Annotated in this window: 37 protein-coding genes; 32 read left to right on the top strand and 5 right to left on the bottom strand. The window is 68.3% G+C overall.

Going from position 1 to position 22,973, the window contains the following annotated elements:
- Positions 1 to 48 precede the first annotated feature (48 nt).
- The 30 genes from tuf to ACQ860_RS07235 all read left to right on the top strand — a co-directional run bounded on the left by tuf (position 49) and on the right by ACQ860_RS07235 (position 17,262).
- Positions 49 to 1,236: an elongation factor Tu gene (tuf, locus tag ACQ860_RS07380; RefSeq protein WP_431302749.1), complete on the top strand. Its 1,188-nt coding sequence runs from the start codon at positions 49 to 51 to the stop codon at positions 1,234 to 1,236.
- 14 nt (positions 1,237 to 1,250) lie between these two features.
- Positions 1,251 to 1,559: a 30S ribosomal protein S10 gene (gene rpsJ / locus ACQ860_RS07375; RefSeq protein WP_131550998.1), complete on the top strand. Its 309-nt coding sequence runs from the start codon at positions 1,251 to 1,253 to the stop codon at positions 1,557 to 1,559.
- 10 nt (positions 1,560 to 1,569) lie between these two features.
- A complete protein-coding gene (gene rplC, locus ACQ860_RS07370) occupies positions 1,570 to 2,253 on the top strand; it encodes a 50S ribosomal protein L3 (protein WP_213612951.1) in 684 nt (227 codons plus the stop codon).
- A 10-nt stretch (positions 2,254 to 2,263) separates the two neighbouring features.
- Positions 2,264 to 2,884 carry a 50S ribosomal protein L4 gene (gene rplD, locus ACQ860_RS07365; protein ID WP_431302748.1) on the top strand — a complete coding sequence of 207 codons (621 nt, stop codon included), beginning with the start codon at positions 2,264 to 2,266 and terminating at the stop codon, positions 2,882 to 2,884.
- Positions 2,885 to 2,919: 35 nt separating this feature from the next.
- A complete protein-coding gene (locus ACQ860_RS07360) occupies positions 2,920 to 3,216 on the top strand; it encodes a 50S ribosomal protein L23 (RefSeq protein ID WP_213613154.1) in 297 nt (98 codons plus the stop codon).
- Positions 3,217 to 3,219: 3 nt separating this feature from the next.
- Complete coding sequence (gene rplB / locus ACQ860_RS07355) at positions 3,220 to 4,056, top strand: 50S ribosomal protein L2 (protein WP_431302747.1); 837 nt, start codon at positions 3,220 to 3,222, stop codon at positions 4,054 to 4,056.
- A gap of 5 nt (positions 4,057 to 4,061) precedes the next feature.
- Positions 4,062 to 4,340, top strand: a complete 279-nt coding sequence (rpsS, locus tag ACQ860_RS07350) for a 30S ribosomal protein S19 (protein ID WP_318650760.1) — start codon at positions 4,062 to 4,064, stop codon at positions 4,338 to 4,340.
- A 3-nt stretch (positions 4,341 to 4,343) separates the two neighbouring features.
- On the top strand, positions 4,344 to 4,748 hold the full coding sequence (gene rplV / locus ACQ860_RS07345) for a 50S ribosomal protein L22 (protein ID WP_213612955.1): 405 nt from the start codon (positions 4,344 to 4,346) through the stop codon (positions 4,746 to 4,748).
- Position 4,749: 1 nt separating this feature from the next.
- Positions 4,750 to 5,427 carry a 30S ribosomal protein S3 gene (gene rpsC / locus ACQ860_RS07340; protein ID WP_431302746.1) on the top strand — a complete coding sequence of 226 codons (678 nt, stop codon included), beginning with the start codon at positions 4,750 to 4,752 and terminating at the stop codon, positions 5,425 to 5,427.
- Positions 5,428 to 5,442: 15 nt separating this feature from the next.
- Positions 5,443 to 5,865, top strand: a complete 423-nt coding sequence (gene rplP / locus ACQ860_RS07335; protein ID WP_213612957.1) for a 50S ribosomal protein L16 — start codon at positions 5,443 to 5,445, stop codon at positions 5,863 to 5,865.
- Between the two features lie 4 nt (positions 5,866 to 5,869).
- On the top strand, positions 5,870 to 6,076 hold the full coding sequence (gene rpmC / locus ACQ860_RS07330; protein ID WP_431302745.1) for a 50S ribosomal protein L29: 207 nt from the start codon (positions 5,870 to 5,872) through the stop codon (positions 6,074 to 6,076).
- A 15-nt stretch (positions 6,077 to 6,091) separates the two neighbouring features.
- Positions 6,092 to 6,355 (top strand): 30S ribosomal protein S17, encoded by a 264-nt coding sequence (gene rpsQ / locus ACQ860_RS07325; protein WP_431302744.1) that lies wholly within the window; start codon positions 6,092 to 6,094, stop codon positions 6,353 to 6,355.
- Entirely contained in the window at positions 6,352 to 6,720 is a 369-nt protein-coding gene (gene rplN, locus ACQ860_RS07320; protein WP_213612960.1) for a 50S ribosomal protein L14, read from the top strand. The genes rpsQ and rplN overlap by 4 nt, the downstream gene beginning before the upstream one ends.
- A gap of 2 nt (positions 6,721 to 6,722) precedes the next feature.
- On the top strand, positions 6,723 to 7,043 hold the full coding sequence (gene rplX, locus ACQ860_RS07315) for a 50S ribosomal protein L24 (protein WP_213612961.1): 321 nt from the start codon (positions 6,723 to 6,725) through the stop codon (positions 7,041 to 7,043).
- Positions 7,040 to 7,723: a 50S ribosomal protein L5 gene (gene rplE / locus ACQ860_RS07310; protein WP_431302743.1), complete on the top strand. Its 684-nt coding sequence runs from the start codon at positions 7,040 to 7,042 to the stop codon at positions 7,721 to 7,723. The genes rplX and rplE overlap by 4 nt, the downstream gene beginning before the upstream one ends.
- Positions 7,724 to 7,778: 55 nt before the next feature.
- Positions 7,779 to 8,084, top strand: a complete 306-nt coding sequence (gene rpsN, locus ACQ860_RS07305; protein ID WP_213612963.1) for a 30S ribosomal protein S14 — start codon at positions 7,779 to 7,781, stop codon at positions 8,082 to 8,084.
- Between the two features lie 12 nt (positions 8,085 to 8,096).
- On the top strand, positions 8,097 to 8,495 hold the full coding sequence (gene rpsH, locus ACQ860_RS07300; RefSeq protein ID WP_213612964.1) for a 30S ribosomal protein S8: 399 nt from the start codon (positions 8,097 to 8,099) through the stop codon (positions 8,493 to 8,495).
- A gap of 12 nt (positions 8,496 to 8,507) precedes the next feature.
- Positions 8,508 to 9,041 (top strand): 50S ribosomal protein L6, encoded by a 534-nt coding sequence (gene rplF / locus ACQ860_RS07295; RefSeq protein ID WP_431302742.1) that lies wholly within the window; start codon positions 8,508 to 8,510, stop codon positions 9,039 to 9,041.
- Positions 9,041 to 9,403 (top strand): 50S ribosomal protein L18, encoded by a 363-nt coding sequence (gene rplR / locus ACQ860_RS07290; RefSeq protein WP_213612966.1) that lies wholly within the window; start codon positions 9,041 to 9,043, stop codon positions 9,401 to 9,403. Before rplF ends, rplR begins: the two co-directional genes overlap by 1 nt.
- A gap of 18 nt (positions 9,404 to 9,421) precedes the next feature.
- On the top strand, positions 9,422 to 10,054 hold the full coding sequence (gene rpsE, locus ACQ860_RS07285) for a 30S ribosomal protein S5 (RefSeq protein ID WP_431302741.1): 633 nt from the start codon (positions 9,422 to 9,424) through the stop codon (positions 10,052 to 10,054).
- Positions 10,047 to 10,232, top strand: a complete 186-nt coding sequence (gene rpmD, locus ACQ860_RS07280) for a 50S ribosomal protein L30 (RefSeq protein WP_213612968.1) — start codon at positions 10,047 to 10,049, stop codon at positions 10,230 to 10,232. The genes rpsE and rpmD overlap by 8 nt, the downstream gene beginning before the upstream one ends.
- Before the next feature lie 37 nt (positions 10,233 to 10,269).
- Positions 10,270 to 10,752: a 50S ribosomal protein L15 gene (gene rplO / locus ACQ860_RS07275; RefSeq protein ID WP_431302740.1), complete on the top strand. Its 483-nt coding sequence runs from the start codon at positions 10,270 to 10,272 to the stop codon at positions 10,750 to 10,752.
- 50 nt (positions 10,753 to 10,802) lie between these two features.
- Positions 10,803 to 12,158, top strand: coding sequence for a preprotein translocase subunit SecY (secY, locus tag ACQ860_RS07270; RefSeq protein WP_431302739.1), 1,356 nt, complete (start codon positions 10,803 to 10,805; stop codon positions 12,156 to 12,158).
- 10 nt (positions 12,159 to 12,168) lie between these two features.
- Complete coding sequence (locus ACQ860_RS07265) at positions 12,169 to 12,822, top strand: adenylate kinase (protein ID WP_431302738.1); 654 nt, start codon at positions 12,169 to 12,171, stop codon at positions 12,820 to 12,822.
- A 211-nt stretch (positions 12,823 to 13,033) separates the two neighbouring features.
- Positions 13,034 to 13,411, top strand: coding sequence for a 30S ribosomal protein S13 (gene rpsM / locus ACQ860_RS07260; protein ID WP_213612972.1), 378 nt, complete (start codon positions 13,034 to 13,036; stop codon positions 13,409 to 13,411).
- Positions 13,411 to 13,806, top strand: coding sequence for a 30S ribosomal protein S11 (gene rpsK, locus ACQ860_RS07255; RefSeq protein ID WP_213612973.1), 396 nt, complete (start codon positions 13,411 to 13,413; stop codon positions 13,804 to 13,806). Before rpsM ends, rpsK begins: the two co-directional genes overlap by 1 nt.
- A 116-nt stretch (positions 13,807 to 13,922) precedes the next feature.
- On the top strand, positions 13,923 to 14,939 hold the full coding sequence (locus ACQ860_RS07250) for a DNA-directed RNA polymerase subunit alpha (RefSeq protein ID WP_431302737.1): 1,017 nt from the start codon (positions 13,923 to 13,925) through the stop codon (positions 14,937 to 14,939).
- 189 nt (positions 14,940 to 15,128) lie between these two features.
- The gene (gene rplQ / locus ACQ860_RS07245) at positions 15,129 to 15,551 is read left to right on the top strand and encodes a 50S ribosomal protein L17 (RefSeq protein WP_431302736.1); all 423 of its coding nucleotides are present in this window, start codon (positions 15,129 to 15,131) and stop codon (positions 15,549 to 15,551) included.
- Positions 15,552 to 15,697: 146 nt separating this feature from the next.
- The gene (locus tag ACQ860_RS07240) at positions 15,698 to 16,060 is read left to right on the top strand and encodes a YciI family protein (RefSeq protein WP_431302735.1); all 363 of its coding nucleotides are present in this window, start codon (positions 15,698 to 15,700) and stop codon (positions 16,058 to 16,060) included.
- A complete protein-coding gene (locus tag ACQ860_RS07235; protein WP_431302734.1) occupies positions 16,057 to 17,262 on the top strand; it encodes an RNA polymerase sigma factor in 1,206 nt (401 codons plus the stop codon). The genes ACQ860_RS07240 and ACQ860_RS07235 overlap by 4 nt, the downstream gene beginning before the upstream one ends.
- Here ACQ860_RS07235 and ACQ860_RS07230 read toward each other — a convergent pair.
- Genes ACQ860_RS07230 through ACQ860_RS07210 form a run of 5 tightly spaced genes read right to left on the bottom strand, consistent with a single transcriptional unit; the run spans position 17,237 to position 20,996 of the window.
- Positions 17,237 to 17,671, bottom strand: a complete 435-nt coding sequence (locus ACQ860_RS07230) for a hypothetical protein (protein ID WP_431302733.1) — start codon at positions 17,669 to 17,671, stop codon at positions 17,237 to 17,239. The two genes, ACQ860_RS07235 and ACQ860_RS07230, sit on opposite strands and share 26 nt — an antisense overlap.
- Positions 17,664 to 18,617: a Bug family tripartite tricarboxylate transporter substrate binding protein gene (locus ACQ860_RS07225; protein WP_431302732.1), complete on the bottom strand. Its 954-nt coding sequence runs from the start codon at positions 18,615 to 18,617 to the stop codon at positions 17,664 to 17,666. The genes ACQ860_RS07230 and ACQ860_RS07225 overlap by 8 nt, the downstream gene beginning before the upstream one ends.
- A 50-nt stretch (positions 18,618 to 18,667) precedes the next feature.
- The gene (locus ACQ860_RS07220; protein ID WP_431302731.1) at positions 18,668 to 19,435 is read right to left on the bottom strand and encodes an SDR family NAD(P)-dependent oxidoreductase; all 768 of its coding nucleotides are present in this window, start codon (positions 19,433 to 19,435) and stop codon (positions 18,668 to 18,670) included.
- 12 nt (positions 19,436 to 19,447) lie between these two features.
- Positions 19,448 to 20,194, bottom strand: coding sequence for an amino acid ABC transporter permease (locus tag ACQ860_RS07215; RefSeq protein WP_431302730.1), 747 nt, complete (start codon positions 20,192 to 20,194; stop codon positions 19,448 to 19,450).
- A gap of 4 nt (positions 20,195 to 20,198) precedes the next feature.
- On the bottom strand, positions 20,199 to 20,996 hold the full coding sequence (locus tag ACQ860_RS07210; RefSeq protein ID WP_431302729.1) for an ABC transporter substrate-binding protein: 798 nt from the start codon (positions 20,994 to 20,996) through the stop codon (positions 20,199 to 20,201).
- An 89-nt stretch (positions 20,997 to 21,085) separates the two neighbouring features.
- Between ACQ860_RS07210 and ACQ860_RS07205 the strand changes: the two genes are divergently transcribed.
- Together ACQ860_RS07205 and ACQ860_RS07200 are read left to right on the top strand one after the other, a co-directional pair.
- Positions 21,086 to 22,027, top strand: a complete 942-nt coding sequence (locus ACQ860_RS07205) for an arginase family protein (RefSeq protein ID WP_431302728.1) — start codon at positions 21,086 to 21,088, stop codon at positions 22,025 to 22,027.
- A 41-nt stretch (positions 22,028 to 22,068) separates the two neighbouring features.
- A complete protein-coding gene (locus tag ACQ860_RS07200; protein ID WP_431302727.1) occupies positions 22,069 to 22,968 on the top strand; it encodes a YicC/YloC family endoribonuclease in 900 nt (299 codons plus the stop codon).
- Positions 22,969 to 22,973: the final 5 nt, after the last annotated feature.

The raw sequence follows: 22,973 nt of genomic DNA, 5'->3' as shown, positions 1-22,973 counted from the left end.
GCCCGTGAGCGGGCGCTGACACACCCTTTTCGGATTGGATGCACGACGATGGCCAAGGCGAAGTTTGAGCGGAACAAGCCGCACTGCAACATTGGGACGATCGGCCATGTGGACCATGGCAAGACGTCCCTGACGGCGGCGATCACGAAGGTGCTGGCGAAGTCCGGTGGTGCGTCCTTCACGGCGTACGACCAGATCGACAAGGCGCCTGAGGAGCGTGCGCGCGGCATCACGATCTCGACCGCCCACGTGGAATACGAGACGGCGAACCGCCACTACGCGCATGTGGATTGCCCTGGCCACGCCGACTACGTGAAGAACATGATCACGGGTGCGGCGCAGATGGACGGCGCGATCCTGGTGTGCTCGGCGGCTGACGGCCCGATGCCGCAGACGCGCGAGCACATCCTGCTGGCCCGCCAGGTGGGCGTGCCCGCGCTGGTGGTGTTCCTGAACAAGATGGACCTGGCGGACCCCGACCTGGTCGAGCTGGTTGAGATGGAGCTGCGCGAGCTGCTGTCCTCCTACCAGTTCCCGGGCGACGACATCCCCATCATCAAGGGCTCGGCCGTGGCCGCGCTTGAGGACAAGACGCCTGAGATCGGCGAGCAGGCGATCCTGAAGCTGATGGAAGCGGTGGACAGCTACATTCCGCAGCCGGAGCGCGCGATCGACCGTCCCTTCCTGATGCCGGTCGAGGACGTGTTCTCGATCTCCGGCCGCGGCACGGTGGTGACGGGCCGCGTGGAGCGCGGGATCATCAAGGTGGGCGAGGAAGTCGAGATCATCGGTCTGAAGGACACGGTGAAGACGACGGTCACCGGCGTCGAGATGTTCCGCAAGCTGCTGGACAGCGGCGAGGCGGGCGACAACATCGGCGCGCTGCTGCGTGGCACGAAGCGCGAGGATGTGGAGCGCGGCCAGGTTCTGGCCAAGCCCGGCTCGATCACGCCGCACACGCAGTTCAAGGCCGAGGCGTACATCCTGACGAAGGAAGAGGGTGGCCGCCACACGCCGTTCTTCACGAACTACCGTCCGCAGTTCTACTTCCGCACGACGGATGTGACGGGCATCGTGAAGCTGCCGGAAGGCGTTGAGATGGTGATGCCGGGCGACAATGTCTCGATGGATGTCGAGCTGATCGCGCCGATCGCGATGGATGAGGGCCTGCGCTTCGCGATCCGCGAGGGTGGCCGCACCGTCGGCGCCGGCGTCGTCGCCAGCATCGCGAAGTAAGCGAGCGCCTCACCATGGACAGCCAAAATATCCGCATCCGCCTCAAGGCGTTCGATCACCGCGTGCTGGATGGCAGCACGCGGGAGATCGTGCAGACCGCGAAGCGGACCGGTGCGCGCGTGCGGGGTCCGATCCCGCTGCCGACGCAGATCGAGCGCTTCACGGTGAATCGCTCGCCTCACGTGGACAAGAAGAGCCGCGAGCAGTTCGAAATTCGGACGCATCGCCGGCTTCTCGACATCGTCGACCCCACCCCGCAGACCGTGGACGCGCTGATGAAGCTCGACCTCGCCTCCGGCGTGGACGTCGAGATCAAGATCTGAGGACGGAATCATGGCCACCCAGGTCCGTACCGGGTTGATCGCGCGCAAGCTCGGCATGACCCGTCTTTTCAATGATGATGGCACCACCACGCCGGTGACCGTGCTCCACCTCGACGCCGTGCGCGTCGTGGCGCAGCGCACGGCCGAGAAGGATGGCTACACCGCCCTCCAGGTCGGCATCGGCAAGGCGAAGGCCAAGAATGTCTCCAAGGCCAATCGCGGCCACTTCGCCAAGGCCGGCGTCGAGGCGCCGCTGAAGGTGACGGAGTTCCGCGTGGACCCGGCTGCGCTCGTCGAGCCCGGCACGGCGCTGACGGTCGCCCATTTCGTGGCGGGCCAGAAGGTGGACGTGACGGGCACCTCGAAGGGCAAGGGCTTCGCGGGTGCGATGAAGCGCTGGAACTTCGCGGGTCTCGAGGCGTCGCACGGCGTGTCCATCAGCCACCGCTCGCACGGCTCCACCGGCAACCGCCAGGATCCGGGCAAGACCTTCAAGAACAAGAAGATGGCGGGCCATCTCGGCGTCGAGCGCATCACCACGCAGAACCTCGTGATCGCTGGTCACGACGCGGAGCGCGGCCTGCTGCTCATCAAGGGCTCGATCCCGGGCTCGGCCGGCGGCTATGTGCTGGTGCGCGATGCGGTCAAGCGCGCGCGTCCGGCCGATGCGCCGTTCCCCACGGCGACTGTCTGAGGTCAGGTCCATGCAAGTTTCCGTCATTACTCTGGACAATGCGCCGGCCGGCCAGGCCGAGCTGCCGGACGAGATCTTCGCCGCCGCGCCGCGCGCCGACATCATGGCGCGCGTGGTTCACTGGCAGCTGGCCAAGCGCCGTGCCGGCACCCACAAGGCCAAGGGCATGGGCGAGGTGTCCGGCACCACCAAGAAGCCGTACCGCCAGAAGGGCACGGGTTCGGCCCGCCAGGGCTCGCTGCGCGCCCCGCAGTTCCGCAAGGGCGGCGTGGTGCATGGCCCGGTCGTGCGCGACCATGGCTACAGCCTGAACAAGAAGGTCCGTCGCCTGGGCCTGATCTCCGCCCTCAGCCAGAAGGCCAAGGACGGCAAGCTCGTGGTGCTCGAGGCCGCGACGGCCGACCAGGCCGCCAAGACGAGCGCCATGGCCAAGCAGGTCAAGGCGCTGGGCTGGACGAAGGCGCTGGTCATCGACGCCGAGGTGAATGATCACTTCGCGCGCGTGCTGCGCAACATCCCGGGCATGGACGCCCTGCCGACGGCGGGTGCGAATGTGTACGACATCCTCAACCATGACGTTCTCGTGGTCACCCGCGCCGGCGTCGAAGCCCTGAAGGAGCGCCTGGCATGAGTGCTTCCATCAGCAAGCCGAAGGCTGCGCCGAAGATCAGCGCCGAGCGGATGTACCAGTGCATCCTCTCGCCGCTCGTGACCGAGAAGGCCACCGTGATGAGCGAGAAGGGCCAGTACGCCTTCCGCGTCGCGATGGACGCCTCGAAGCCTGAGATCAAGCAGGCGGTCGAGGGTCTGTTCGGCGTGAGCGTCCTCGCGGTGAACACGCTGGTCATGAAGGGCAAGGCCAAGCGCTTCAAGGGCCGTCCTGGCCAGCGCTCGGATTGGAAGAAGGCGATGGTGCGCCTGGCCGATGGCCAGAGCATCGATCTGACCACGGGGCTCAGCTAAGCGATGTCGCTCAAGAACTTCAACCCGACGACGCCGAGCCTCCGCGGCACGGTTCTGATCGACCGCTCGGCCCTGTGGAAGGGCAAGCCGGTCAAGGGGCTGACGGAGGGCAAGAGCCACTCCGGCGGTCGCAACAACCATGGCCGCATCACCGTGCGGTTCCGTGGGGGTGGCCACAAGCAGTCCTACCGCATCGTGGACTTCAAGCGCCGCGCGAACTGGGGCATGCCGGCGACGGTGGAGCGGATCGAGTATGATCCGAACCGCACCGCCTTCATCGCGCTGCTGAAGTACGCGAACAACGAAGTCGCCTACATCATCGCGCCGCAGCGCCTGAAGGTGGGCGACACGGTGATCGCGGCCGACAAGGCGGACATCAAGCCCGGGAATGCCATGCCGCTGGGTGCGATCCCGGTCGGTACGGTGATCCACAATATCGAGCTGAAGCCGGGCGCCGGCGCCAAGGTGGCGCGTTCGGCCGGCACCTTCGCGCAGCTGGTCGGCAAGGATGCCGGTCTCGCGCAGATCAAGCTGATGTCGGGCGAGCTGCGCACCGTGCGCAGCGAGTGCGTCGCCAGCATCGGTGCCGTGTCCAACCCGGACAACAGCAACCAGGATCTGGGCAAGGCGGGTCGCAGCCGCTGGCTGGGTCGCAAGCCGCATAACCGCGGCGTGACCATGAACCCTGTCGACCACCCGCATGGTGGTGGTGAGGGCCGGACCTCCGGTGGTCGCCATCCGGTGACGCCGTGGGGCAAGCCGACCAAGGGTGCGAAGACGCGCAACAACAAGCGGACGGATCGCAATATCGTGCGCCGCCGCAACGCGACGAAGGGCTGATCGCGATGCCGCGCAGTGTATGGAAAGGGCCGTTCGTGGACGGCTACCTGCTCACCAAGGCGGAGGCCGCTCGCGGCTCCACCCGCAATGAGCTGATCAAGACCTGGTCGCGCCGGAGCACGATCCTGCCGCAGTTCGTGGGCCTCACCTTCGGGGTCTACAACGGCAAGAAGTTCCTGCCGGTCCAGGTGTCGGAAAACATGGTTGGCCACAAGCTCGGCGAATTCTCGCCGACGCGGACCTTCGGGGGTCACTCGGCCGACAAGAAGGCGAAGCGGGGCTAACCCATGAGCAAGCCGAAACACGCCCGCGGTCTCGCGGACACTGAGGCGCAGGCCATCACGCACAACATCCGCGTGAGCCCGCTGAAGCTCAACCTGGTGGCTGCGATGATCCGCGGCGCGAAGGCGCAGGACGCCGTTGCGACGCTGACCTTCAGCAAGCGCCGCATCGCGCAGACGGTGAAGAAGACGCTCGAGAGCGCGATCGCCAATGCGGAGAACAACCACCAGCTTGACGTGGACCGCCTGGTGGTGGCCCGCGCCGAGGTGGGCCGTTCGATCGTGATGAAGCGCTTCGCGGCCCGCGGCCGTGGCAAGTCGTCGCGCATCGAGAAGTGGTTCAGCCACCTGAAGATCGTGGTCGCGGAACAGCAGGCGCCGGCGGCGTCCAGCGAAGCGAAGGCAGCTTAACATGGGTCACAAAGTCAATCCGATCGGCCTGCGCCTGGGCATCAACCGCACCTGGGACAGCCGCTGGTATGCCGGCCGCGACTATGCGCGCCTGCTGCATGACGACCTGAAGCTGCGCGAGACGCTGAAGGACAAGCTGAAGTCCGCCGGCGTGTCGAAGGTTGTGATCGAGCGCCCGGCCAAGAAGCCGCGCGTGACCATCCATGCCGCCCGCCCCGGTGTCGTCATCGGCAAAAAGGGTGCGGACATCGACACGCTGCGCAAGGACCTGTCGGCCAAGGCGGGCGCGGAGGTTTCGCTGAACATCCTCGAGATCCGCAAGCCGGAGCTCGACAGCGTTCTGGTGGCCGAGAGCATCGCGCAGCAGCTCGAGCGCCGCGTGGCCTTCCGCCGTGCGATGAAGCGCGCCGTGCAGTCCGCCATGCGCCTGGGCGCGCTGGGCATCCGGATCAACTGCTCCGGCCGTCTGGGTGGCGCCGAGATCGCGCGCATGGAGTGGTACCGCGAGGGCCGCGTGCCCCTGCACACGCTCCGCGCCGACATCGACTATGGCGTCGCGACCGCGAAGACGACCTATGGCACCTGCGGTGTGAAGGTCTGGATCTTCAAGGGCGAGATCATGGCCCATGATCCGAGCGCGCAGGACAAGCGCGCGCACGAACAAGCGCCCCAGCGGTAACACAGGTGAACTGACATGTTGCAGCCGAAGCGAACCAAGTATCGGAAGGCCCATAAGGGCCGCATCAAGGGCGTGGCCAAGGGCGGCTTCACGCTGTCCTTCGGCGGCTATGGCCTGAAGGCGCTTGAGCCTGAGCGCGTGACGGCGCGGCAGATCGAGGCGGCCCGCCGCGCGATCACCCGCGCGATGAAGCGCCAGGGCCGCGTGTGGATCCGGATCTTCCCGGATGTGCCCGTCTCGTCCAAGCCCGCGGAAGTCCGCATGGGTTCGGGCAAGGGCGCGCCGGAATTCTGGGTGTCCCGCGTGAAGCCGGGCCGGATCATGTTCGAGATCGACGGCGTCCCCGTGGACACGGCGCGCGAGGCGCTGTCCCTCGGTGCGGCCAAGCTGCCGATCCGGACGAAGATTGTCGCGCGTCTCGGCGCGACGGAGGCCTGAGGTCATGACCAAGATCGTGGATATCCGTACCAAGACGGAAGATGAGTTGGGCGGCCTGCTGCTCGACCTTCGGAAGGAGCAGTTCAACCTGCGTTTCCAGCGTGCCACCGGGCAGCTGGAAGCGACGGGCCGCATTCAGGCGGTTCGTCGTGATATCGCCCGTGTGAAAACCGTCCTGGCCGAGCGTACGCGCGCGGCCGCCAAAGCCTGAGAGGAGACCCCGGCCATGCCGAAGCGAGTCCTCACCGGGCGGGTCGTCAGCGACAAGATGGACAAGACGATCACCGTCTTGGTCGAACGTCGCGTGATGCATCCGCTCTATAAGAAGTTCATTCGCCGCTCGAAGAAGTACGCGGCGCATGACGAAACCAACCTCTGCAAGGAGGGCGACCTCGTTTCCATCGAGGAGTGCCCGCCGATCAGCAAGCGCAAGACCTGGATGGTCGTCGCCCGCAATGGCGCGCCGGTCGGTGAAGGAGCCGCGGCATGATCTCGGTCGAATCCAACCTCGACGTCGCTGACAACAGCGGCGCGCGCCGGGTGCAGTGCATCAAGGTCCTGGGCGGCTCCAAGCGCCGCACGGCCTCGGTGGGCGACATCATCGTGGTCGCCGTGCAGGAAGCCATTCCCCGTGGCAAGGTGAAGAAGGGCTCGGTGGAGCGTGCGGTCATCGTGCGCACCTCCTATCCCGTTCGCCGCCCGGACGGCTCCGCGATCCGCTTCGACCGCAACGCGGCCGTTCTGATCAACAAGTCGAACGAGCCGATCGGCACCCGCATCTTTGGGCCGGTGGTTCGTGAGCTGCGCGCGCGCAAGTTCATGAAGATCATCTCGCTGGCGCCGGAGGTGCTGTAATCATGGCCGCCAAGATCAAGAAGGGCGACCGGGTGCACGTGCTCTCGGGCCGCGACAAGGGCAAGCGTGGCGAGGTGCTGCGCGTGATCCCGACCGAGAACCGCGCCGTGGTGCAGGGCGTGAACCTGGTCAAGAAGCACACGAAGCAGACGCGCGTGGGCGAGACCGGTGGCATCGTCTCGAAGGAGGCGACGATCGACCTGTCCAACCTGGCGCTGATTGACCCGAAGACGGACAAGCCCACCCGCGTCGGCTTCCGCGTCCTGGAGGACGGGAAGAAGGTTCGCGTGGCCAAGGGCTCTGGTGAGGTGCTCGACGCATGAGCGGGACGAAGAAGGGCAACGCGCCCGGCAACAAGAACAAGCCCGCGGCGAAGAAGCCCGAGGCCGGCGAGACCAGCAGCCGTCGCGTGGACGCCGTACCGGCCGCCGCCGGTCCGGCCGCGGCCTCCTGGTCGGAGCCGACCCGCCTGCAGGTGGTCTACACCGAGGTGGTTCGGAAGAAGCTTCAGGAGGAGTTCGGCTACGCGAACCCGATGGAAGTGCCGAAGCTCGAGAAGATCGTGATCAACATGGGCGTGGGCGAAGCCGCCGGCGACCAGAAGAAGCTCGACGCCGCGGTCGCGGACCTGACGATGATCGCCGGCCAGAAGCCGGTGCGCACGCGGGCCAAGAAGGCGATCGCGGGCTTCAAGATCCGCGAGGGCCAGGCGATCGGCTGCAAGGTCACGCTCCGCAAGGCCCGCATGTACGAGTTCCTGGACCGCCTCGTCACGATCGCGCTGCCGCGCGTGCGTGACTTCCGCGGCATCCCCGGCAATCGTGGCTTCGACGGCCGTGGCAATTATGCCCTGGGCCTGAAGGAGCAGATCGTGTTCCCCGAGATCAACTACGACAAGGTTGATCAGGTGCGCGGCATGGACATCGTGTTCGTCACGACGGCGAAGACGGACAAGGAAGCCAAGGCGCTGCTGAAGGCTTTCGATCTCCCCTTCGTCAACTGAATCATTGGAAAACCGCTGGCTTGAGGCCAGCAGGTTCCGGAGGACCACAGACCAAATGGCCAAGACCTCTTCTGTCGAGAAGAACAAGCGCCGCGAGAAGCTGACCGCGGCGCATGCCAAGAAGCGCGCCGCGCTGAAGGCGATCGTGATGAACCGCGAGACGCCCATCGAGGACCGCTTCGAGGCGACCCTGAAGCTCGCGCAGATGCCGCGCAACGGGGCGAAGAACCGCATCCGTCTGCGTTGCGAATTGACCGGGCGCCCGCGCGGCAACTACCGGAAGTTCAAGCTCAGCCGCAACCAGCTGCGGGACCTGGCCAACAAGGGCCAGCTCCCCGGTGTGGTCAAGGCGAGCTGGTAAGGAGCCTGGCCCATGTCCATGTCCGACCCGTTGGGTGACCTGCTCACCCGCATCCGCAACGCCCATGGCGCCCGCCAGACCCGTTGCGTCGCCCCGGCCTCGCGCCTCAAGACCGACGTTCTCGACGTGCTGAAGCGCGAGGGCTACATCCGCGCCTGGCGCGTGGAGGAGCTGCGCGCCGGCGTCAGCCAGATCGAGATCGAGCTGAAGTATTCCGAGGGCGAGCCCGCCATCAAGGAGATCAAGCGCGTCTCGAAGCCGGGCCGCCGCGTCTACTCCAAGATCAAGGAGCTGCCGAAGTTCTACAGCGGCCTCGGGATCTCCATTCTGTCCACGCCTCGCGGCGTGATGAGCGATGCCGAGGCCCGCGCTGCCAATGTTGGCGGCGAAGTCCTCTGCCGCGTGTTCTGATCGGGGGCCGACATGTCTCGCGTTGGTAAATATCCGGTCCCCGTGCCTGCCGGCGTCCAGCTCACGCTGGCCGGCCGCACGCTGGTGGCCAAGGGCAAGCTCGGTGAGCTGAAGCTCGATTTGACGGACGCGGTGGATCTCGACATCCGCGCGAACGAAGTGGCCGTGATGCCGCGTGGCAAGAGCGTGCGCGAGCGCACCCTCTGGGGCACGACGCGCAGCCTGGTCGAGGGCATGGTGCAGGGCGTCTCTACGGGCTTCAGCAAGTCCATGGAAATCACCGGCACCGGCTACAAGGCGGCCGTGGTCGGCAACGACCTCGTGCTGAACCTGGGCTACAGCCACGAAATCCGCTACGCGGTTCCCGCCGGCATCAAGATCAGCTGCGAGCGCCCGACCGCCATCAAGGTCGAGGGCGTGGACAAGCAGAAGGTCGGCCAGGTGGCTGCCGAGATCCGTGCCTATCGCGGCCCCGAGCCTTACAAGGGCAAGGGCGTGAAGTACGACAATGAAACCATCCTCCGGAAGGAGGGGAAGAAGAAGTAATGGCCGACAAACTCGCACTGCGGGATCGCCGTCGGGCGCGCCTGCGCTACCAGATCAAGGTGAAGGGCGGTGGCCGTCCTCGCCTGTCGGTCTTCCGCTCGGGCCGTCACATCTACGCCCAGGTGATCGACGACGCCGCTGGCCGGACCGTTGCCGCCGCCTCGACGCTGGAGAAGGATCTGCGCTCCAGCCTCAAGACCGGCGCCGACAAGGACGCCGCCGTCACGGTGGGCAAGCTGGTGGCCGAGCGTGCGCTCGCCGCCGGGGTTTCGGCGGTCGTCTTCGACCGTGGGCCCTTCCTTTATCATGGCCGCGTCAAGGCGCTGGCGGAGGCTGCCCGCGAGGGCGGCCTGTCCTTCTGAGCCGCGGGGAGATCGAATATGGCACGTGAACCGCGCAGTGGCGGCGATGGCGAGAACCGGGGGCGTGGCCGTGGCCGCGACCGCGACCAGAACCGCAACCAGCCCGAGCGGGAGCAGGGCGACGAGCTGCAGGACAAGCTGGTCACGATCAACCGCGTCGCGAAGGTGGTGAAGGGTGGCCGTCGCTTCAGCTTCGCCGCCCTCGTCGTGGTGGGTGACCAGAAGGGCCGCGTGGGCTGGGGTTCGGGCAAGGCGCGCGAAGTGCCGGAGGCGATCCGCAAGGCCACCGAGCGCGCCAAGAAGGGCATGATCCGCGTTCCGATGCGTGAGAGCCGCACGCTCCACCACGACGTGGTCGGCGTGTTCGGCGCCGGCAAGGTGGTGCTGCGTTCGGCCCCGGCCGGTACCGGCATCATCGCGGGCGGCCCGATGCGCGCCGTCTTCGAGACGCTGGGCATGGGCGACGTCGTGGCGAAGTGCACCGGCTCGACCAACCCGCACAACATGGTGAAGGCGACCTTCGCCGCCCTCTCGCTGGCGACCAGCCCGCGCAGCGTGGCGAATCGCCGTGGCAAGAAGGTCGCTGACCTGATGGGTCCGCGCAAGGATGGGGCCGCCGAGGCGGCGCCGGAGGCTGTGGCCAATGTCTGAGAAGAAGACCGTCCGGGTGACGCAGGTCGCGTCGGGCAATGGGAAGAAGCCCGGTCAGCAGGAGACGCTGATCGGCCTCGGCCTGAACAAGATCAACCGCTCGCGCGAGCTCGAGGACACGCCCGCGGTGCGCGGCATGATCCGCAAGGTGGCGCATCTCATCAAGGTGGAGGGCTGATCGCGGCAACGCGGTCATTCCTTCAAAGGACATGGTCATGAAGCTCAACGAATTGCGTGACAACGAGGGCGCGCGGCCGAAGTTCAAGCGCGTCGGTCGCGGCATCGGCTCCGGCAAGGGCAAGACCTCCGGCCGTGGCGTGAAGGGCCAGAAGGCCCGTACCGGCGTCTCGCTGAATGGCTTCGAGGGTGGTCAGCTCCCGATCTATCGGCGTCTGCCGAAGCGCGGGTTCAAGAACATCTTCCGCCTGGAATACACGGCGCTGAACATCGGCACGCTCGACAAGGCGATCGAGGCCGGCAAGCTCTCCGCCGATGCCGAGATCACCGAGGCCGCGCTGCGCGAGGCCGGCATCGTGCGCCAGGGCAAGAAGTTCGCCGGCGTGCGCCTGCTCGGCCATGGCGAGATCAAGCGCGCGGTGAAGATCTCCGTCTCCGGCGCTTCCGCGGCCGCCATCGCGGCGGTCGAGGCGGCGGGCGGCACGGTCACGCTCCCGGCGGCGGAAGCCGCGGCGGAGTGATCCGGCTGCGTATGCCCGTTGGCATGGACAGGTTTCAGGAGGTTTAGGGCATGGCGTCGGCCACGGATCAGCTCGCGAACAGCCTGAATTTCGGCGTGCTTTCGAAAGCGACCGAGCTGAAGAACCGCATCTGGTTCACGCTCGGCGCCCTCATCGTCTATCGCCTCGGCACCTATATCCCGGTGCCGGGGGTGGATGCGGCCGTCATGGGCGAGATGCTGCGCCAGCATGGCGGCGGTATCCTCGGCATGTTCGACATGTTCACGGGTGGCGCGCTCGGCCGCATGACGGTCTTCGCGCTGAACATCATGCCCTACATCTCGGCCTCCATCATCGTGCAGCTGATGACGGCGGCGATCCCCTCCTGGGAAGCGCTGAAGAAGGAAGGCGAGAGCGGGCGCAAGAAGCTCAACCAGTACACGCGCTACCTGACGCTGGTGATCGCCATCGTCCAGGCCTACGGCATTTCCGTGGGGCTTGAGGGGATTCGCGGCACGACGGGTTCCGCGGTGGCCGACCCCGGCATGGCCTTCCGCATCTCCTGCGTGATCACGCTGGTGGGCGGCACCATGTTCCTGATGTGGCTGGGCGAGCAGATCACCGCGCGCGGCGTGGGCAACGGCATCTCGCTTATCATCTTCGCGGGAATCGTGGCGAACCTGCCCTCGGCCCTCATCTCCACGCTGGAACTTGGGCGGACGGGCGCGCTCTCCACCTTCTTCATCATCTTCTTCCTGCTCGCCGCGCTGGGCACCATCGCGGTTGTCGTCTTCGTCGAGCGCGCCCAGCGGCGCATCCCGGTGCAATATCCGAAGCGCCAGGTGGGCAACCGGATGTTCGGCGGCGAGAACACCCATCTCCCGCTCAAGCTGAACACGGCGGGTGTGATTCCGCCGATCTTCGCCTCCTCGCTGCTGCTGCTGCCGGCCACCATCGCGGGCTTCAGCACGGACCGCACGGCCGAGACCTGGCTGCAGAGCATGGCGAACATGCTTGCCCATGGTCAGCCCCTCTACATGGGGCTCTATATGGCGCTGATCGTGTTCTTCGCCTTCTTCTACACGGCGGTCGTGTTCAACCCGACCGAGACGGCCGAGAACCTGAAGAAGTATGGCGGCTTCGTGCCCGGCATCCGTCCCGGGCAGCACACGGCGGACTACCTGGATCGCGTGCTGACGCGACTGACCGTGGTGGGTGCCATCTACCTCTGCATCGTCTGCATCATCCCCGAGATCCTGATCTCGAATTACGGCGTGCCCTTCTATTTCGGCGGTACGTCTCTCCTGATCATCGTCACCGTTACGATGGACACGGTGGCTCAGGTGCAGTCACATCTCTTCGCCCACCAGTATGAGGGCCTGATCAAGAAAGCCCGCTTGGGCGGACGCGGCCCGAGGCCGCGCTAGGGAGATGGCGATGAACCTGATTCTTCTGGGGCCCCCGGGCGCCGGCAAAGGCACCCAGGCGAAGATCCTGGAGCAGCGCTTCGGCCTGGTACAGGTCTCGACGGGCGACATGCTGCGGGCCGAGGTGAGATCTGGCTCGGCGATCGGGCTCGAGGCCAAGGCGATCATGGAGCGTGGCGCGCTGGTGCCCGACTCGATCATCACCGCGATGATCGCGAGCCGGGTGAAGCAGCCGGATGCCGCGAAGGGCTTCATCCTGGACGGTTTCCCGCGCACGGCGCCGCAGGCCGCCGCCCTGGACGAGATGCTGCGCGAGAACGGCATGGTGCTCGACCATGTCATCGAGCTGAAGGTGGATGACGCGGCGCTGGTGGACCGGATTTCGGGCCGCTTCACCTGCGCGAGCTGCGGCGAGGGCTACCACGACAGCTTCAAGAAGCCCAAGGTGGCCGGCGTCTGCGATGCCTGCGGCGGGACGGAGTTCACGCGGCGGGCGGATGACAAGGCGGAGACGGTGGGGGCGCGGCTTGCGGCCTATCACTCCCAGACGGCGCCGCTGCTTCCCTATTATGCCGCGCAGGGCAAGCTGCGCAGCGTGGATGGCATGGCGGACATGTCCGACGTGACCATCGCTTTGACGAGGATTCTTTCGCCGACGGCTTGACGCGGGGACAGGCTTGGTTATATGCCGCGCCTTCCACGGGCGCGGCGTGTCTCCAGGGCACTCTTCGGCCGCGTTTTGTTTTGCCTGTCCACTCTAGGGCGCGGTTTGCCCGGACAGGCGTTCGGGGTTTGAAAATTTCGCCGTAAGGCCGGGCAACCGGAACCGCGGTAACCATAAGACGGGCCCTCCCGGGGGCCACAGGAGCTAGAACGTGGCGCGTATCGCTGGCGTGAACATCCCCACCAACAAGCGCGTGGTGATTTCGCTGCGCTATATCTACGGCATCGGCCCGCAGAACGCGGTCGCGATCTGCGAGCAGGTGGGGATTCCGGCCGAGCGCCGCGTGAACCAGCTGACCGATGAAGAAATCGTGAAGCTGCGCGAGGTGATCGATCGCGACTACCGCGTGGAGGGTGACCTCCGCCGCGAAGTGGCGATGAACATCAAGCGCCTCATGGATATGGCCTGCTACCGCGGCCTGCGGCATCGCCGTGGCCTGCCGGTGCGTGGCCAGCGCACGCACACGAACGCGCGCACGCGTAAGGGCAAGGCCGTGGCCATTGCCGGCAAGAAGAAGGTGACGAAGTAATGGCTCGCAGCCCCGGCGGTTCCCGCCCGAAGAAGAAAGAGCGCAAGAACATCAGCTCCGGCGTGGCGCATGTTCTCGCGACCTTCAACAACACCATCGTGACCATCACGGACGCCCAGGGCAATTCCATCGCCTGGTCCTCCTCGGGCTCGAAGGGCTTCAAGGGCAGCCGCAAGAGCACGCCCTATGCCGCCCAGATGGCCGCCGAGGATGCTGGCATGAAGGCCCGCGAGCACGGCATGGAGACCGTCGAGGTGATGGTCTCGGGCCCCGGCTCGGGCCGCGAATCGGCGCTGCGCGCGCTGCAGTCCGTGGGTTTCCACGTGACCGCCATCCGCGACGTGACGCCCATCCCGCACAATGGCTGCCGCCCGCGCAAGCGCCGGCGCGTCTGATCGGGACGATCTGAGGCCGCGGGTGCGCCGGTGACGGCCGCACCCGCGGATTTTTGGTTTTGTGAGCATGCCGCCCGGCCCCGGCCAGGATCTGATCTGCTCTAGGAGAGACACCCTTGCTCGAACGCAACTGGCAATCCCTGATCAAGCCCGAGAAGCTCCAGGTCGAGTCGGGCAGCACCGATCTGCGTCAGGCGACCCTGGTGGCGGAGCCGCTGGAGCGTGGCTTCGGCCAGACGCTCGGCAACGCGCTGCGCCGCATCCTGCTCTCCTCCCTGCAGGGCGCCGCCGTCACGGGCGTGAAGATTGATGGCGTGCTGCATGAATTCAGCAGCCTGACCGGCGCGCGCGAGGATGTCACCGACATCATCCTGAACCTCAAGCAACTGGCCATCCGGTACAATGGCGAGGGCCCGAAGCGCCTGATGCTGACGGCGACCGGCCCCGGCGAAGTCACCGCCGCGATGATCCAGACGACGGGCGACATCGAGATCGCGAACCCGGAGCTGGTGATCTGCACGCTGGATGACGGTGCCAAGCTCTCCATGGAACTCACGGTGCAGGTCGGCCGCGGCTATGTGCCGGCGGCGATGAACCGTGCCGAGGATGCGCCGATCGGCATGATCCCGGTGGATGCGATCTACTCGCCGGTCCGCAAGGTCTCCTACAAGGTCGAGCCGACCCGCGTGGGCCAGGTGACGGACTATGACCGCCTGGTGCTCTCGCTCGAGACCAACGGCACCATCGTTCCCGAGGATGCCGTGGCGCTCGCGGCCCGCATCCTGCAGGACCAGCTGGCGCTCTTCGTCACCTTCGAGGAGCCGCGCGAGAAGATGCGCGACGAGGTGGAGGACGACCTCCCCTTCAACCGCAACCTGCTGCGCAAGGTGGACGAGCTGGAGCTTTCGGTCCGCTCGGCGAACTGCCTGAAGAACGACAACATCGTCTATATCGGCGACCTCGTGCAGAAGTCCGAGCAGGAAATGCTGCGGACGCCGAATTTCGGCCGGAAGTCGCTGAACGAGATCAAGGAAGTGCTGGCCTCGATGGGCCTCTCCCTGGGCATGCCCATCATGGGCTGGCCGCCGGAGAACATCGAGGACCTGGCGAAGCGGATCGAGGATCCGTTTTAGGCTACGCCTTCAAACGCCGGGCGGCGGCTCCGCCGCCTTGGCTTCACCGCGCCGCGGTCACGCGGGTTGGTAGGGCGGTTTGGCGGCGCCGGCCACGTTGTGGCCGGATATTCGGGGTGCGGTGCCGGTCTTCGGTCGGCACTGGTTGATTTGGTGATTTGCGGCTGCGGCCGCTGATGGAGACTTGTTATGCGTCACGGTATGGCCAATCGGAAGCTGGGCGTCACCTCGACCCATCGCGCGGCGATGTTCCGCAACATGGCGACCAGCCTGCTGAAGCACGAGCAGATCACCACCACGCTGCCGAAGGCGAAGGAGCTGCGCCCCTACACGGAGCGCCTCATCACGCTCGCCAAGCGCGGTGGCCTGCATGCCCGCCGCCAGGCGCATGCGATCGTCATGGATGACGCGGTGGTCGAGAAGCTCTTCACCACCATCGCCGAGCGCTACAAGACCCGCAATGGCGGCTATTGCCGCGTGCTGAAGGCCGGGTTCCGCTACGGCGATGCCGCCGCCATGGCCGTGATCGAGCTGGTCGACCGCGATGTCGCCGCCAAGGGCCTGGACAGCGGCCCGAAGCCGGAAGCGGCCGAGGAGCAGGAGGCGGCGTAAGCCGGCCTTCAAGGGCGTTTCCCGAACAAGGGGCGAGGGGGGAACCTCTCGCCCCTTTTTTCTTTTGCGGCCGCTGTCGAAATCCGGAAGGCTCGGGGCTCATGCGGTCGAGGGGATGATCCCTCGCGACCTCAGGAGATACGACCATGCAGTATGTGATGCTCTTCGCCGAGCCGGCCAGCGAAGTGGCCAAGCGCAACGACCCCGCGGCTGCGCCGGCCTATTGGGGCGCCTGGACCGCGTATATGCAGGCGATGGGCGAGGCCGGTGTCATGCGGGGCGGGCAGGGGCTTGAGCCTTCCAGCCTCGCCACAACCCTGCGCCTGCGCGACGGCCAGCGCCACGTGCAGGACGGGCCCTATGCGGACAGCAAGGAGCAGTTGGGCGGCTTCGTCACCATCGAGGTGCCCGATCTCGACACGGCGCTGGAATGGGCCGCGCGCAGCCCGGCGGCGGGCGTGGGCGCGGTCGAGGTGCGGCCGGTGATGGCTCCGCCGGGCCAGGGGTGAGCAGCCCGGCGGCGCAGGCGGCGGAGCGCGCGGCCCGGCTGGCCTATGGCCGCCTGGTCGCGATCCTCGCCGCCGGCACGCGGGACGTGGCGGCGGCGGAGGATGCGCTGTCCGAGGCCTTCCACACGGCGCTGCGCCGCTGGCCCGAGGCCGGCGTGCCCGACAACCCCGAGGCCTGGCTGCTGACGGCCGCGCGCCGCCAGCATGGCCATGGCCGGCGTCATGCGGCGGTTCGGCGCGGGGCCGAGCCCACGCTGCGCCTGCTGATGCAGCGGGACGGGCCCGAGGTGGCGGAGATCCCGGACCGGAGGTTGCAATTGCTCATGCTCTGCGCCCATCCGGCCATCGCGGCCGAGGCGCAGGCGCCGCTCATGCTCCAGACGGTGCTGGGTCTGGACGCGGCGCGCATCGCGGCCTGCTTCCTGACGGCGCCCGCCACCATGGCGCAGCGCCTGGTGCGGGCGAAGGCGCGGATCCGCGATGCCGGAATCCGTTTCGAGCTGCCCGGCCCGGCGGAGCTGCCGCCTCGGCTCGAGGCGGTGATGAGCGCGATCTATGCCGCCTTCGGCACGGGCTGGGCCGACCTGCTCGCCGAGGGGAAGGGCGGGCAGGGGCTGGCGGAGGAGGCGATCTGGCTGGGGCGGTTGCTGGTGGCGCTGCTGCCGGAGGCGCCGGAGCCGAAGGGGCTGCTTGCCCTCATGCTCTACGCCGAATCGCGGCGCGCGGCGCGGCGGGATGCGGCGGGGGGCTTCGTCCCGCTTTCGGCCCAGAATCCGTCGGCCTGGTCGCGCCCGCTGCTGGCCGAGGCGGAGGCGCTGCTCCGGGATGCCTCGCAGGCGGCGACGCTGGGGCGCTTCCAGATCGAGGCGGCGATCCAGTCGGTGCATGTGGAGATGCGGCTGACGGGAGCGGATCGCGGCGGCGCCCTGCTCGGACTCTATGACCTGCTGGCGCAACTCTCGCCCACGGCTGGCGTGCTGGTGGCGCGGGCGGCGGCGCGGGCCGAAGCGGGGCAGGCGCGGGCGGCGCTCGGGGAGCTGGACGGAATGGCGGAGGCGCTGGCGCTCTACCAGCCCTGGTGGGCGACGCGCGCCCATGTGCTCGACCGGCTGGGCCAGGCGGAAGCGGCGCGACAGGCGCGGCGCCGTGCGGCGGGCCTGACGGAGGACCCGGCGGTCAGGGCCTGGCTGCTGGCTCGTTGAAGCGCATCTGCGCCGCGATCTCTGGCGCGAATTCCATCAGCGCCGGGCGCAGTGCCGCGGGCCAGGGTGCCACGCGCGGCGGGATGAACAGCGACGGGCGGCCCCCATCCAGCAGGAGGATCACGACGGATTCCGTCTGGGTGTCGAAGCCGAGGAAGACGCGCGCCGCCTCGGTCGCGGCATGGCCATGGATCCAGGGGGCGCTGATGGCGAGCGGCGGGCCGGGGCCGCGCAGCGTGTCGCTCACCAGGCGCTGGCGCCCGGCGGCCATGGAGCGCAGGCGCGGGCCCACCGCCGGATGGCGGGCCAGTTCCAGCACGGGCTGGCCGGCCAGCGCCAGCACCTCGGGCGCCTCGGCGCGGGCGGCCGCCGGCAGCAGGGCCAGCGCCAGGAGGGTGCGCCTATTCAATGCGGATATTCGCCACGCGCACCAGCTCGGCCATGCTGGCGCGGCCCTGCGTCACGAAGCGGGCGAAATCCTCGGGGCTGCTGCCCACCGGCACGGCCGCGAGCTGGGCGAGGCGGGCCTGGACGGGCTGCTCGGCCAGCGTCGCCACCAGCGCCGCATGAACGGCCGCGATGGGGGCCGCCGGCGTGCCGGCCGGGGCGAAGAGCGCCGCCCATTCGCTGATCTCGATGCCCGGCGTGCCCAGCTCGGCGAAGGTCGGGATGTCGGGGCGCAGCGGCACGCGCTGCGCGGCGGAGACGGCGATGAACCGGGCGCGGCCGCTGTCCACGATCGGGCCGGCCGAGAGCATGGTGATGAAGCAGCCATCGAGCGTGCCGGCGGCCAGGTCGCGCGCCGCATCCGCGCCGCCGCGATAGGGGACGTGCGTCGTCTCGATCCCCGCCGCGCGGTTGAGCTGCGCGAGGCCGAGATGCCCGGCCGTCGCATTGCCCTGAGTGCCGATGTTGAGCGGCTGGCGGCGGGCCAGCGCGATGAACTCGGCCAGGTTGCGGGCCGGCAGGTCGGCCTTCACGGCCAGCACCTGCGGGAAGGTGCAGACCAGCGAGATGGGGGTGAAGGCCGTGGCGTAGTCGAAGGGCAGGCCGCGCAGCAGGCTCGGGTTCACGATGTGGCTGGAGGCGTCCATCAGCAGCGTCGTGCCGTCGGGCGTGCTGCGCGCCACCTCGGCGCCGCCGACCGAGCCGCCGGCGCCCGTGCGGTTCTCGACGACGATGGTGGTGTTGAGGCGCTCGCCCAGGCGGGGCGTGATGCTGCGCGTCGCGCTGTCGGCCGCGCCGCCGGCGGCGAAGGGGACGACGATGCGGATGGGCCGCGCCTGCTGGGCGCGGGCGATCGCGGGTAGGGCGAGGGCGGGCAGCGCGAGGGCGAGGCGGCGAGGCGTGGTCATGCGTGTCTCCCGGAATGTCTCGCGTCAGATCGGCCGGCCGCGCGGGGGCGTCAAGCGGCCTTCGGCTCGAAGCGCATGAGCAGAGCGTTGCGCCAGCTGGGCGGCAGCGCGCCGGTCACACGGCTCATCGCGTAGAGCGGCCAGGGATAGACCACGCGCAGCCTGCCCGCGCGGATGCCCGCCAGCGTGCGTTGCGCGGCCTCCTCCGGCTCCATCAGGCCGGGCATGGGGAAGGCGTTGCGGTCGGTGATGGCGGTGCGGATGAAGCCGGGGCAGATGGCATGCAGGCGGATGCCGCGTTGGCGCTCCGTCGCGTCGCGCGCCTCGGCCCAGCGCTGCACGGCGGATTTGCTGGCGCAATAGGCGGGCGCGGTGGGGCCGGCCACGAAGGCCGCGATCGAGGCGATGACGGCGACGCGGCCGCGCAGGCCGTCAAGTGCGGGCGCCTGCGTGGCCATGGCCTCGATGGCGGGCAGGCAGGTGTTGAGCACGCCGGTCACGTTGGTGTCGAAGATGTCGCGCACCACCTCGGGCGCTTCCATGCCCGTGCCCGTGCCGGCGCTGATGCCGGCATTGGCGATGACGAGATCGAGCCGGCCGGCGCCCGCGATCCAGGCCCGCATCCCGGCGGCGTCGCGCACGTCCACGCCCACCGGGTTCACGATGGCGCCCTTCGCCGCGCAGGCGGCGGTGGTGGCGGCGAGGCGTGACGCATCGCGCGCCGAGAGATGCAGCGTCACACCCGGGGCTGCGCATTCGCGCGCGAGTGCCGCGCCGAGGCCGGCCGAAGCGCCGGTGATGAGGATGCCCATATCCATTCCCGCCGAATTTCAGGCGGATTTGGCGGCCTCGCCCTTCCCTGTCGAGAGGCTGCGCGAGAGGATCGCGTCCTTGCTGCCGCCCATCACCTCGGCGGCGAGCGAGCCCGGGATGGCGGCGCGGCGCTCGGCCGAGACGAAGAGGCGGGCGATCAGGGTGCAGATCGTGTAGTAGATCAGCGCGACCAGGCTGTAGATCAGCAGCACGCGGAAGGTGGCGCTGGCCAGCAACTCGCCCGAGCGCATGAGCTCCAGCACCGAGATGGTGGCGACGAGCGAGGTCTCCTTCACCAGCACCGTCGCGTAGTTGCCGAGGGCCGGCAGGATGGTGCGGAAGGCCTGGGGTGCGACGACGAGCGCGAAGGATTGCAGCCGTCCGAGGCCGAGCGCCATGGCCGCCTGGCGCTGCCCGCGATCCACCGCCTGGATGCCGCCACGAAAGAGTTCGGCGAGATAGGCGCCGAAATTCAGGCTGAGGGCGAGGACGCCGGCCACGAAGGCGGGCATGACGATGCCGAGCTCGGGCAGGCCGTAATAGATGTAGAAGATCTGCAGCAGCAGCGGCGTGCCACGGATGATCGAGATGAAGCCGCGCGCCGGGGCGGAGAAGAGCGTCACACCCGACATGCGCGCGCCGCAGACCAGCAGGCCCACGCTCACGGCGCCGATGGCGGAGCAGGCGGCGAGCGCCAGCGTCCAGACCGCGCCGCGCAGCAGCGCGGGCATGTAGAGCAGGATTTCAGCCCAGAGTTCGGCCACTGGGTTACGGGATCAGCGTGTCGGGGATGTCCCAGCTGGTGAGGATGCGCAGCAGCTCGCCCTCGGCCTTCAGCGCCGCGACGGCCGTGTTCACGGCGGCGAGCAGCGTGGCATTCCCCTTGGCGACGGCCATGCCGATCTGCCAGCGATTCACCGGCGTATAGCCCTGCACGAGCTTGAGGTCGGTGAGCCGCCGCGCGCGAAGCTGATAGGCGATGCTGGGCGGGTCGATCAGCGCCACGTCGATGCGGCCGGCGCGGAGGTCCAGCAGCATGGTGGGCGCATCCGGGTAGGTCCGCACCTCGCGGATGCCGGGCACGGCGCGCAGCATCTCGAGCTGCACGGTGCCGACCTGCGCGCCGACATTCTGGCCGGAGAGCGCGTTGAGGTCCGGATAGGCGCGGTTGTTGTTGCCGCGCGTGACGAAGCCCTCGCCCCAGCCATAGATGGGGATGGAGAAATCCAGCACCTCGGCCCGGGCCGGCGTGATGAAGAGGGGCGCGGACATGAGGTCGGCGCGGCCGGAGGTGATCTCGCCGATCAGGCTGCCGAAGGGCACTTCGGAGAAGGTGGCGCGCACGCCGATGCGGCGCGCGACGGATTCACCCACCTCGAACATGATGCCGCGCAGCGTGTTCGTCGTGGGGTCGAGGAAACCATGCGGTGGCGAGGCGGAGGTGGTGACGATGCGCAGCGTGCCGCGCTGGCGGATCGCGTCCAATGACTGCGCGGAGGCGATCCCGGCGGGCAAACCCAGGCCCGCGGCGAGAAGGAGGGAACGGCGGCTCGGGGTGAAACTCACGGGCGCATCTCCTGCTGTCTGGCTTGAGATTGACCGAGCCTCCCGCGATGCACAAGACTTGTCCGGAACTTTCGCGGAGGTCCGGACCCATGGGCGATGCGCCCCTCTTCACGCCGCCTTTGACCTTCATGGGGATGCCCGCCGGCGCACCGGGCCCGGGCAATCGCGTGGCGATCCTCGGCGTGCCGTTTGACTGCGGCATCCACCCCTTCCGCATCGGCAGCCGCGAGGGGCCGGCCAGCGTGCGCGCGCAATCGGGCCTGACGCGGCGGCACCATCCCACGCTGGCCGATGTGGACATCCCCACGCTGCTGGGCGCGGTGGATGCCGGCGATGTCGCGGGCATCACGCCGGGCAAGATCGCGGACGCCCATCCGAAGATCGAGGCGGCGGCGGATGCCATCCTGAAGGCGGGGGCCGTGCCCATCGGCATCGGCGGCGATGGCTCGGTCTCGCTGCCGCTGATGCGGGCGGCGGCGCGGCATCATCCGGGGCTGGTGGCGCTGCATGTGGACAGCCACACCGATGCCTATCCGTATAATCCGGCTGATCCGTTCGATGCGTCCAACCAGTTCACGCATGCGGCGGAGGAGGGTCTGGTGGACCCGAATTCCACCTGGCATGTCGGCATTCGCGGCTTTACCGGCGTGCGCGGCGTGCTGAAGCATGCGGACAAGCTGGGTTTCCGCGTGCTGACCACGGAGGATCTGATCCGGCGCGGCACGGCGCAGGCCATGACGGAATTCCGCGAGGTGGTGGCGGACCGGCCGCTCTATCTGTGCTGGGACATGGATGTGTTCGACCCTTCGGTGGCACCCGGCGTGGCGACGCCCTCCTGGGGCGGCCTGACGGCGCGGGAGGGGATCGAGCTCATGCGGAGCCTTCACGGCCTCAACATCGTGGCGATGGATTTCAACACGGTGAGCCCGGGGCATGACGTGCAGGGGATGGCGGCCTCGCTCTGCGGGCACATGATGATGGAGGCGATGGTGCTGCTGGCCGGGCGGTGGGGGCTGCTTCCGGAAGGCTAGGCCGCCCTGGACAGGTCCGCGCGCGCGGAGGACAAGCGCACATGACCCAACGCTTGTGCAGCATGACGGGCTTCGCGCGCGAGGCCGGATTCCTGGGCGATGGCACCGCCTTCGCCTGGGAGATGAAATCGGTGAATGGGCGCGGGCTGGAGCTGCGCTTTCGCCTGCCGCCGGGCCTCGATGCGCTGGAAGGCCCGGCGCGCGAGGCGGCCGCGAAACGCTTCAAGCGCGGCAATGTGCAGATCGGGCTCACGCTCAAGCAGGAGGGGCGCGCGCCGCTCTCGCCCGACATGGCGGCACTCGACCGCATGGTGGAGCTGGCGCAGGGCCTCGCCGCGCGGCTCGGCACGGAGACGCCGCGCGCGGAGGCGCTGCTGGCGCTGCCCGGCATCTTCCGCGCCGAACAGACCGAGCCGAGCGAGGCGGAGGAGGAGGCGCGGCGCAGCGCCTTGCTCGCCGCCTTCCAGCGCGCGCTGGCGGCGCTGTGGGAGTCGCGCGCGGCGGAGGGGGCACGGCTGGCCGGGATCCTCACGGCGCTGCTGGATGAGATCGAGGCGCTCTGCGCGGCCGCGGCGACCGAGGCCGCGACGCAGCCGGCCGCGCAGCGCGCGAAGCTGATGGAAAGCCTGGACGCGCTGCTGGGCGAGGCGGGGCGCGCGCGCTTCTCCGAAGATCGCCTGGTGCAGGAGGTGGCGCTGCTCGCCGCCAAATCCGATGTGCGCGAGGAATTGGATCGGCTGGGCGCGCATCTCGCCGCCGCGCGGGCGCTGGTGGCGGAAGGCGAGGGGGCGGGGCGCAAGCTCGATTTCCTCGTGCAGGAATTCGTGCGCGAGGCGAATACGCTGTGCAGCAAATCGGCCAGTGTCGCGCTCACGCGGATCGGGCTGGAATTGAAGGCCGCCATCGAGCGGCTGCGGGAGCAGGCGGCCAATGTTGAGTGATGCCC

Source organism: Sediminicoccus sp. BL-A-41-H5, assembly GCF_050632405.1.
Lineage (GTDB): Bacteria > Pseudomonadota > Alphaproteobacteria > Acetobacterales > Acetobacteraceae > Roseococcus.
The sequence above is the reverse complement of the archived record's forward strand: the minus strand, read 5'-3'. Positions and strand labels throughout refer to the sequence as shown.

Coding starts and splice junctions, on each gene's coding strand:
- tuf (WP_431302749.1), top strand. CDS start 49: ATGGCCAAGGCGAAGTTTGAGCGGAACAAGCCGCACTGCAACATTGGG.
- rpsJ (WP_131550998.1), top strand. CDS start 1,251: ATGGACAGCCAAAATATCCGCATCCGCCTCAAGGCGTTCGATCACCGC.
- rplC (WP_213612951.1), top strand. CDS start 1,570: ATGGCCACCCAGGTCCGTACCGGGTTGATCGCGCGCAAGCTCGGCATG.
- rplD (WP_431302748.1), top strand. CDS start 2,264: ATGCAAGTTTCCGTCATTACTCTGGACAATGCGCCGGCCGGCCAGGCC.
- rplB (WP_431302747.1), top strand. CDS start 3,220: ATGTCGCTCAAGAACTTCAACCCGACGACGCCGAGCCTCCGCGGCACG.
- rpsS (WP_318650760.1), top strand. CDS start 4,062: ATGCCGCGCAGTGTATGGAAAGGGCCGTTCGTGGACGGCTACCTGCTC.
- rplV (WP_213612955.1), top strand. CDS start 4,344: ATGAGCAAGCCGAAACACGCCCGCGGTCTCGCGGACACTGAGGCGCAG.
- rpsC (WP_431302746.1), top strand. CDS start 4,750: ATGGGTCACAAAGTCAATCCGATCGGCCTGCGCCTGGGCATCAACCGC.
- rplP (WP_213612957.1), top strand. CDS start 5,443: ATGTTGCAGCCGAAGCGAACCAAGTATCGGAAGGCCCATAAGGGCCGC.
- rpmC (WP_431302745.1), top strand. CDS start 5,870: ATGACCAAGATCGTGGATATCCGTACCAAGACGGAAGATGAGTTGGGC.
- rpsQ (WP_431302744.1), top strand. CDS start 6,092: ATGCCGAAGCGAGTCCTCACCGGGCGGGTCGTCAGCGACAAGATGGAC.
- rplN (WP_213612960.1), top strand. CDS start 6,352: ATGATCTCGGTCGAATCCAACCTCGACGTCGCTGACAACAGCGGCGCG.
- rplX (WP_213612961.1), top strand. CDS start 6,723: ATGGCCGCCAAGATCAAGAAGGGCGACCGGGTGCACGTGCTCTCGGGC.
- rplE (WP_431302743.1), top strand. CDS start 7,040: ATGAGCGGGACGAAGAAGGGCAACGCGCCCGGCAACAAGAACAAGCCC.
- rpsN (WP_213612963.1), top strand. CDS start 7,779: ATGGCCAAGACCTCTTCTGTCGAGAAGAACAAGCGCCGCGAGAAGCTG.
- rpsH (WP_213612964.1), top strand. CDS start 8,097: ATGTCCATGTCCGACCCGTTGGGTGACCTGCTCACCCGCATCCGCAAC.
- rplF (WP_431302742.1), top strand. CDS start 8,508: ATGTCTCGCGTTGGTAAATATCCGGTCCCCGTGCCTGCCGGCGTCCAG.
- rplR (WP_213612966.1), top strand. CDS start 9,041: ATGGCCGACAAACTCGCACTGCGGGATCGCCGTCGGGCGCGCCTGCGC.
- rpsE (WP_431302741.1), top strand. CDS start 9,422: ATGGCACGTGAACCGCGCAGTGGCGGCGATGGCGAGAACCGGGGGCGT.
- rpmD (WP_213612968.1), top strand. CDS start 10,047: ATGTCTGAGAAGAAGACCGTCCGGGTGACGCAGGTCGCGTCGGGCAAT.
- rplO (WP_431302740.1), top strand. CDS start 10,270: ATGAAGCTCAACGAATTGCGTGACAACGAGGGCGCGCGGCCGAAGTTC.
- secY (WP_431302739.1), top strand. CDS start 10,803: ATGGCGTCGGCCACGGATCAGCTCGCGAACAGCCTGAATTTCGGCGTG.
- ACQ860_RS07265 (WP_431302738.1), top strand. CDS start 12,169: ATGAACCTGATTCTTCTGGGGCCCCCGGGCGCCGGCAAAGGCACCCAG.
- rpsK (WP_213612973.1), top strand. CDS start 13,411: ATGGCTCGCAGCCCCGGCGGTTCCCGCCCGAAGAAGAAAGAGCGCAAG.
- rplQ (WP_431302736.1), top strand. CDS start 15,129: ATGCGTCACGGTATGGCCAATCGGAAGCTGGGCGTCACCTCGACCCAT.
- ACQ860_RS07240 (WP_431302735.1), top strand. CDS start 15,698: ATGCAGTATGTGATGCTCTTCGCCGAGCCGGCCAGCGAAGTGGCCAAG.
- ACQ860_RS07225 (WP_431302732.1), bottom strand. CDS start 18,617: ATGACCACGCCTCGCCGCCTCGCCCTCGCGCTGCCCGCCCTCGCCCTA.
- ACQ860_RS07220 (WP_431302731.1), bottom strand. CDS start 19,435: ATGGATATGGGCATCCTCATCACCGGCGCTTCGGCCGGCCTCGGCGCG.
- ACQ860_RS07205 (WP_431302728.1), top strand. CDS start 21,086: ATGGGCGATGCGCCCCTCTTCACGCCGCCTTTGACCTTCATGGGGATG.
- ACQ860_RS07200 (WP_431302727.1), top strand. CDS start 22,069: ATGACCCAACGCTTGTGCAGCATGACGGGCTTCGCGCGCGAGGCCGGA.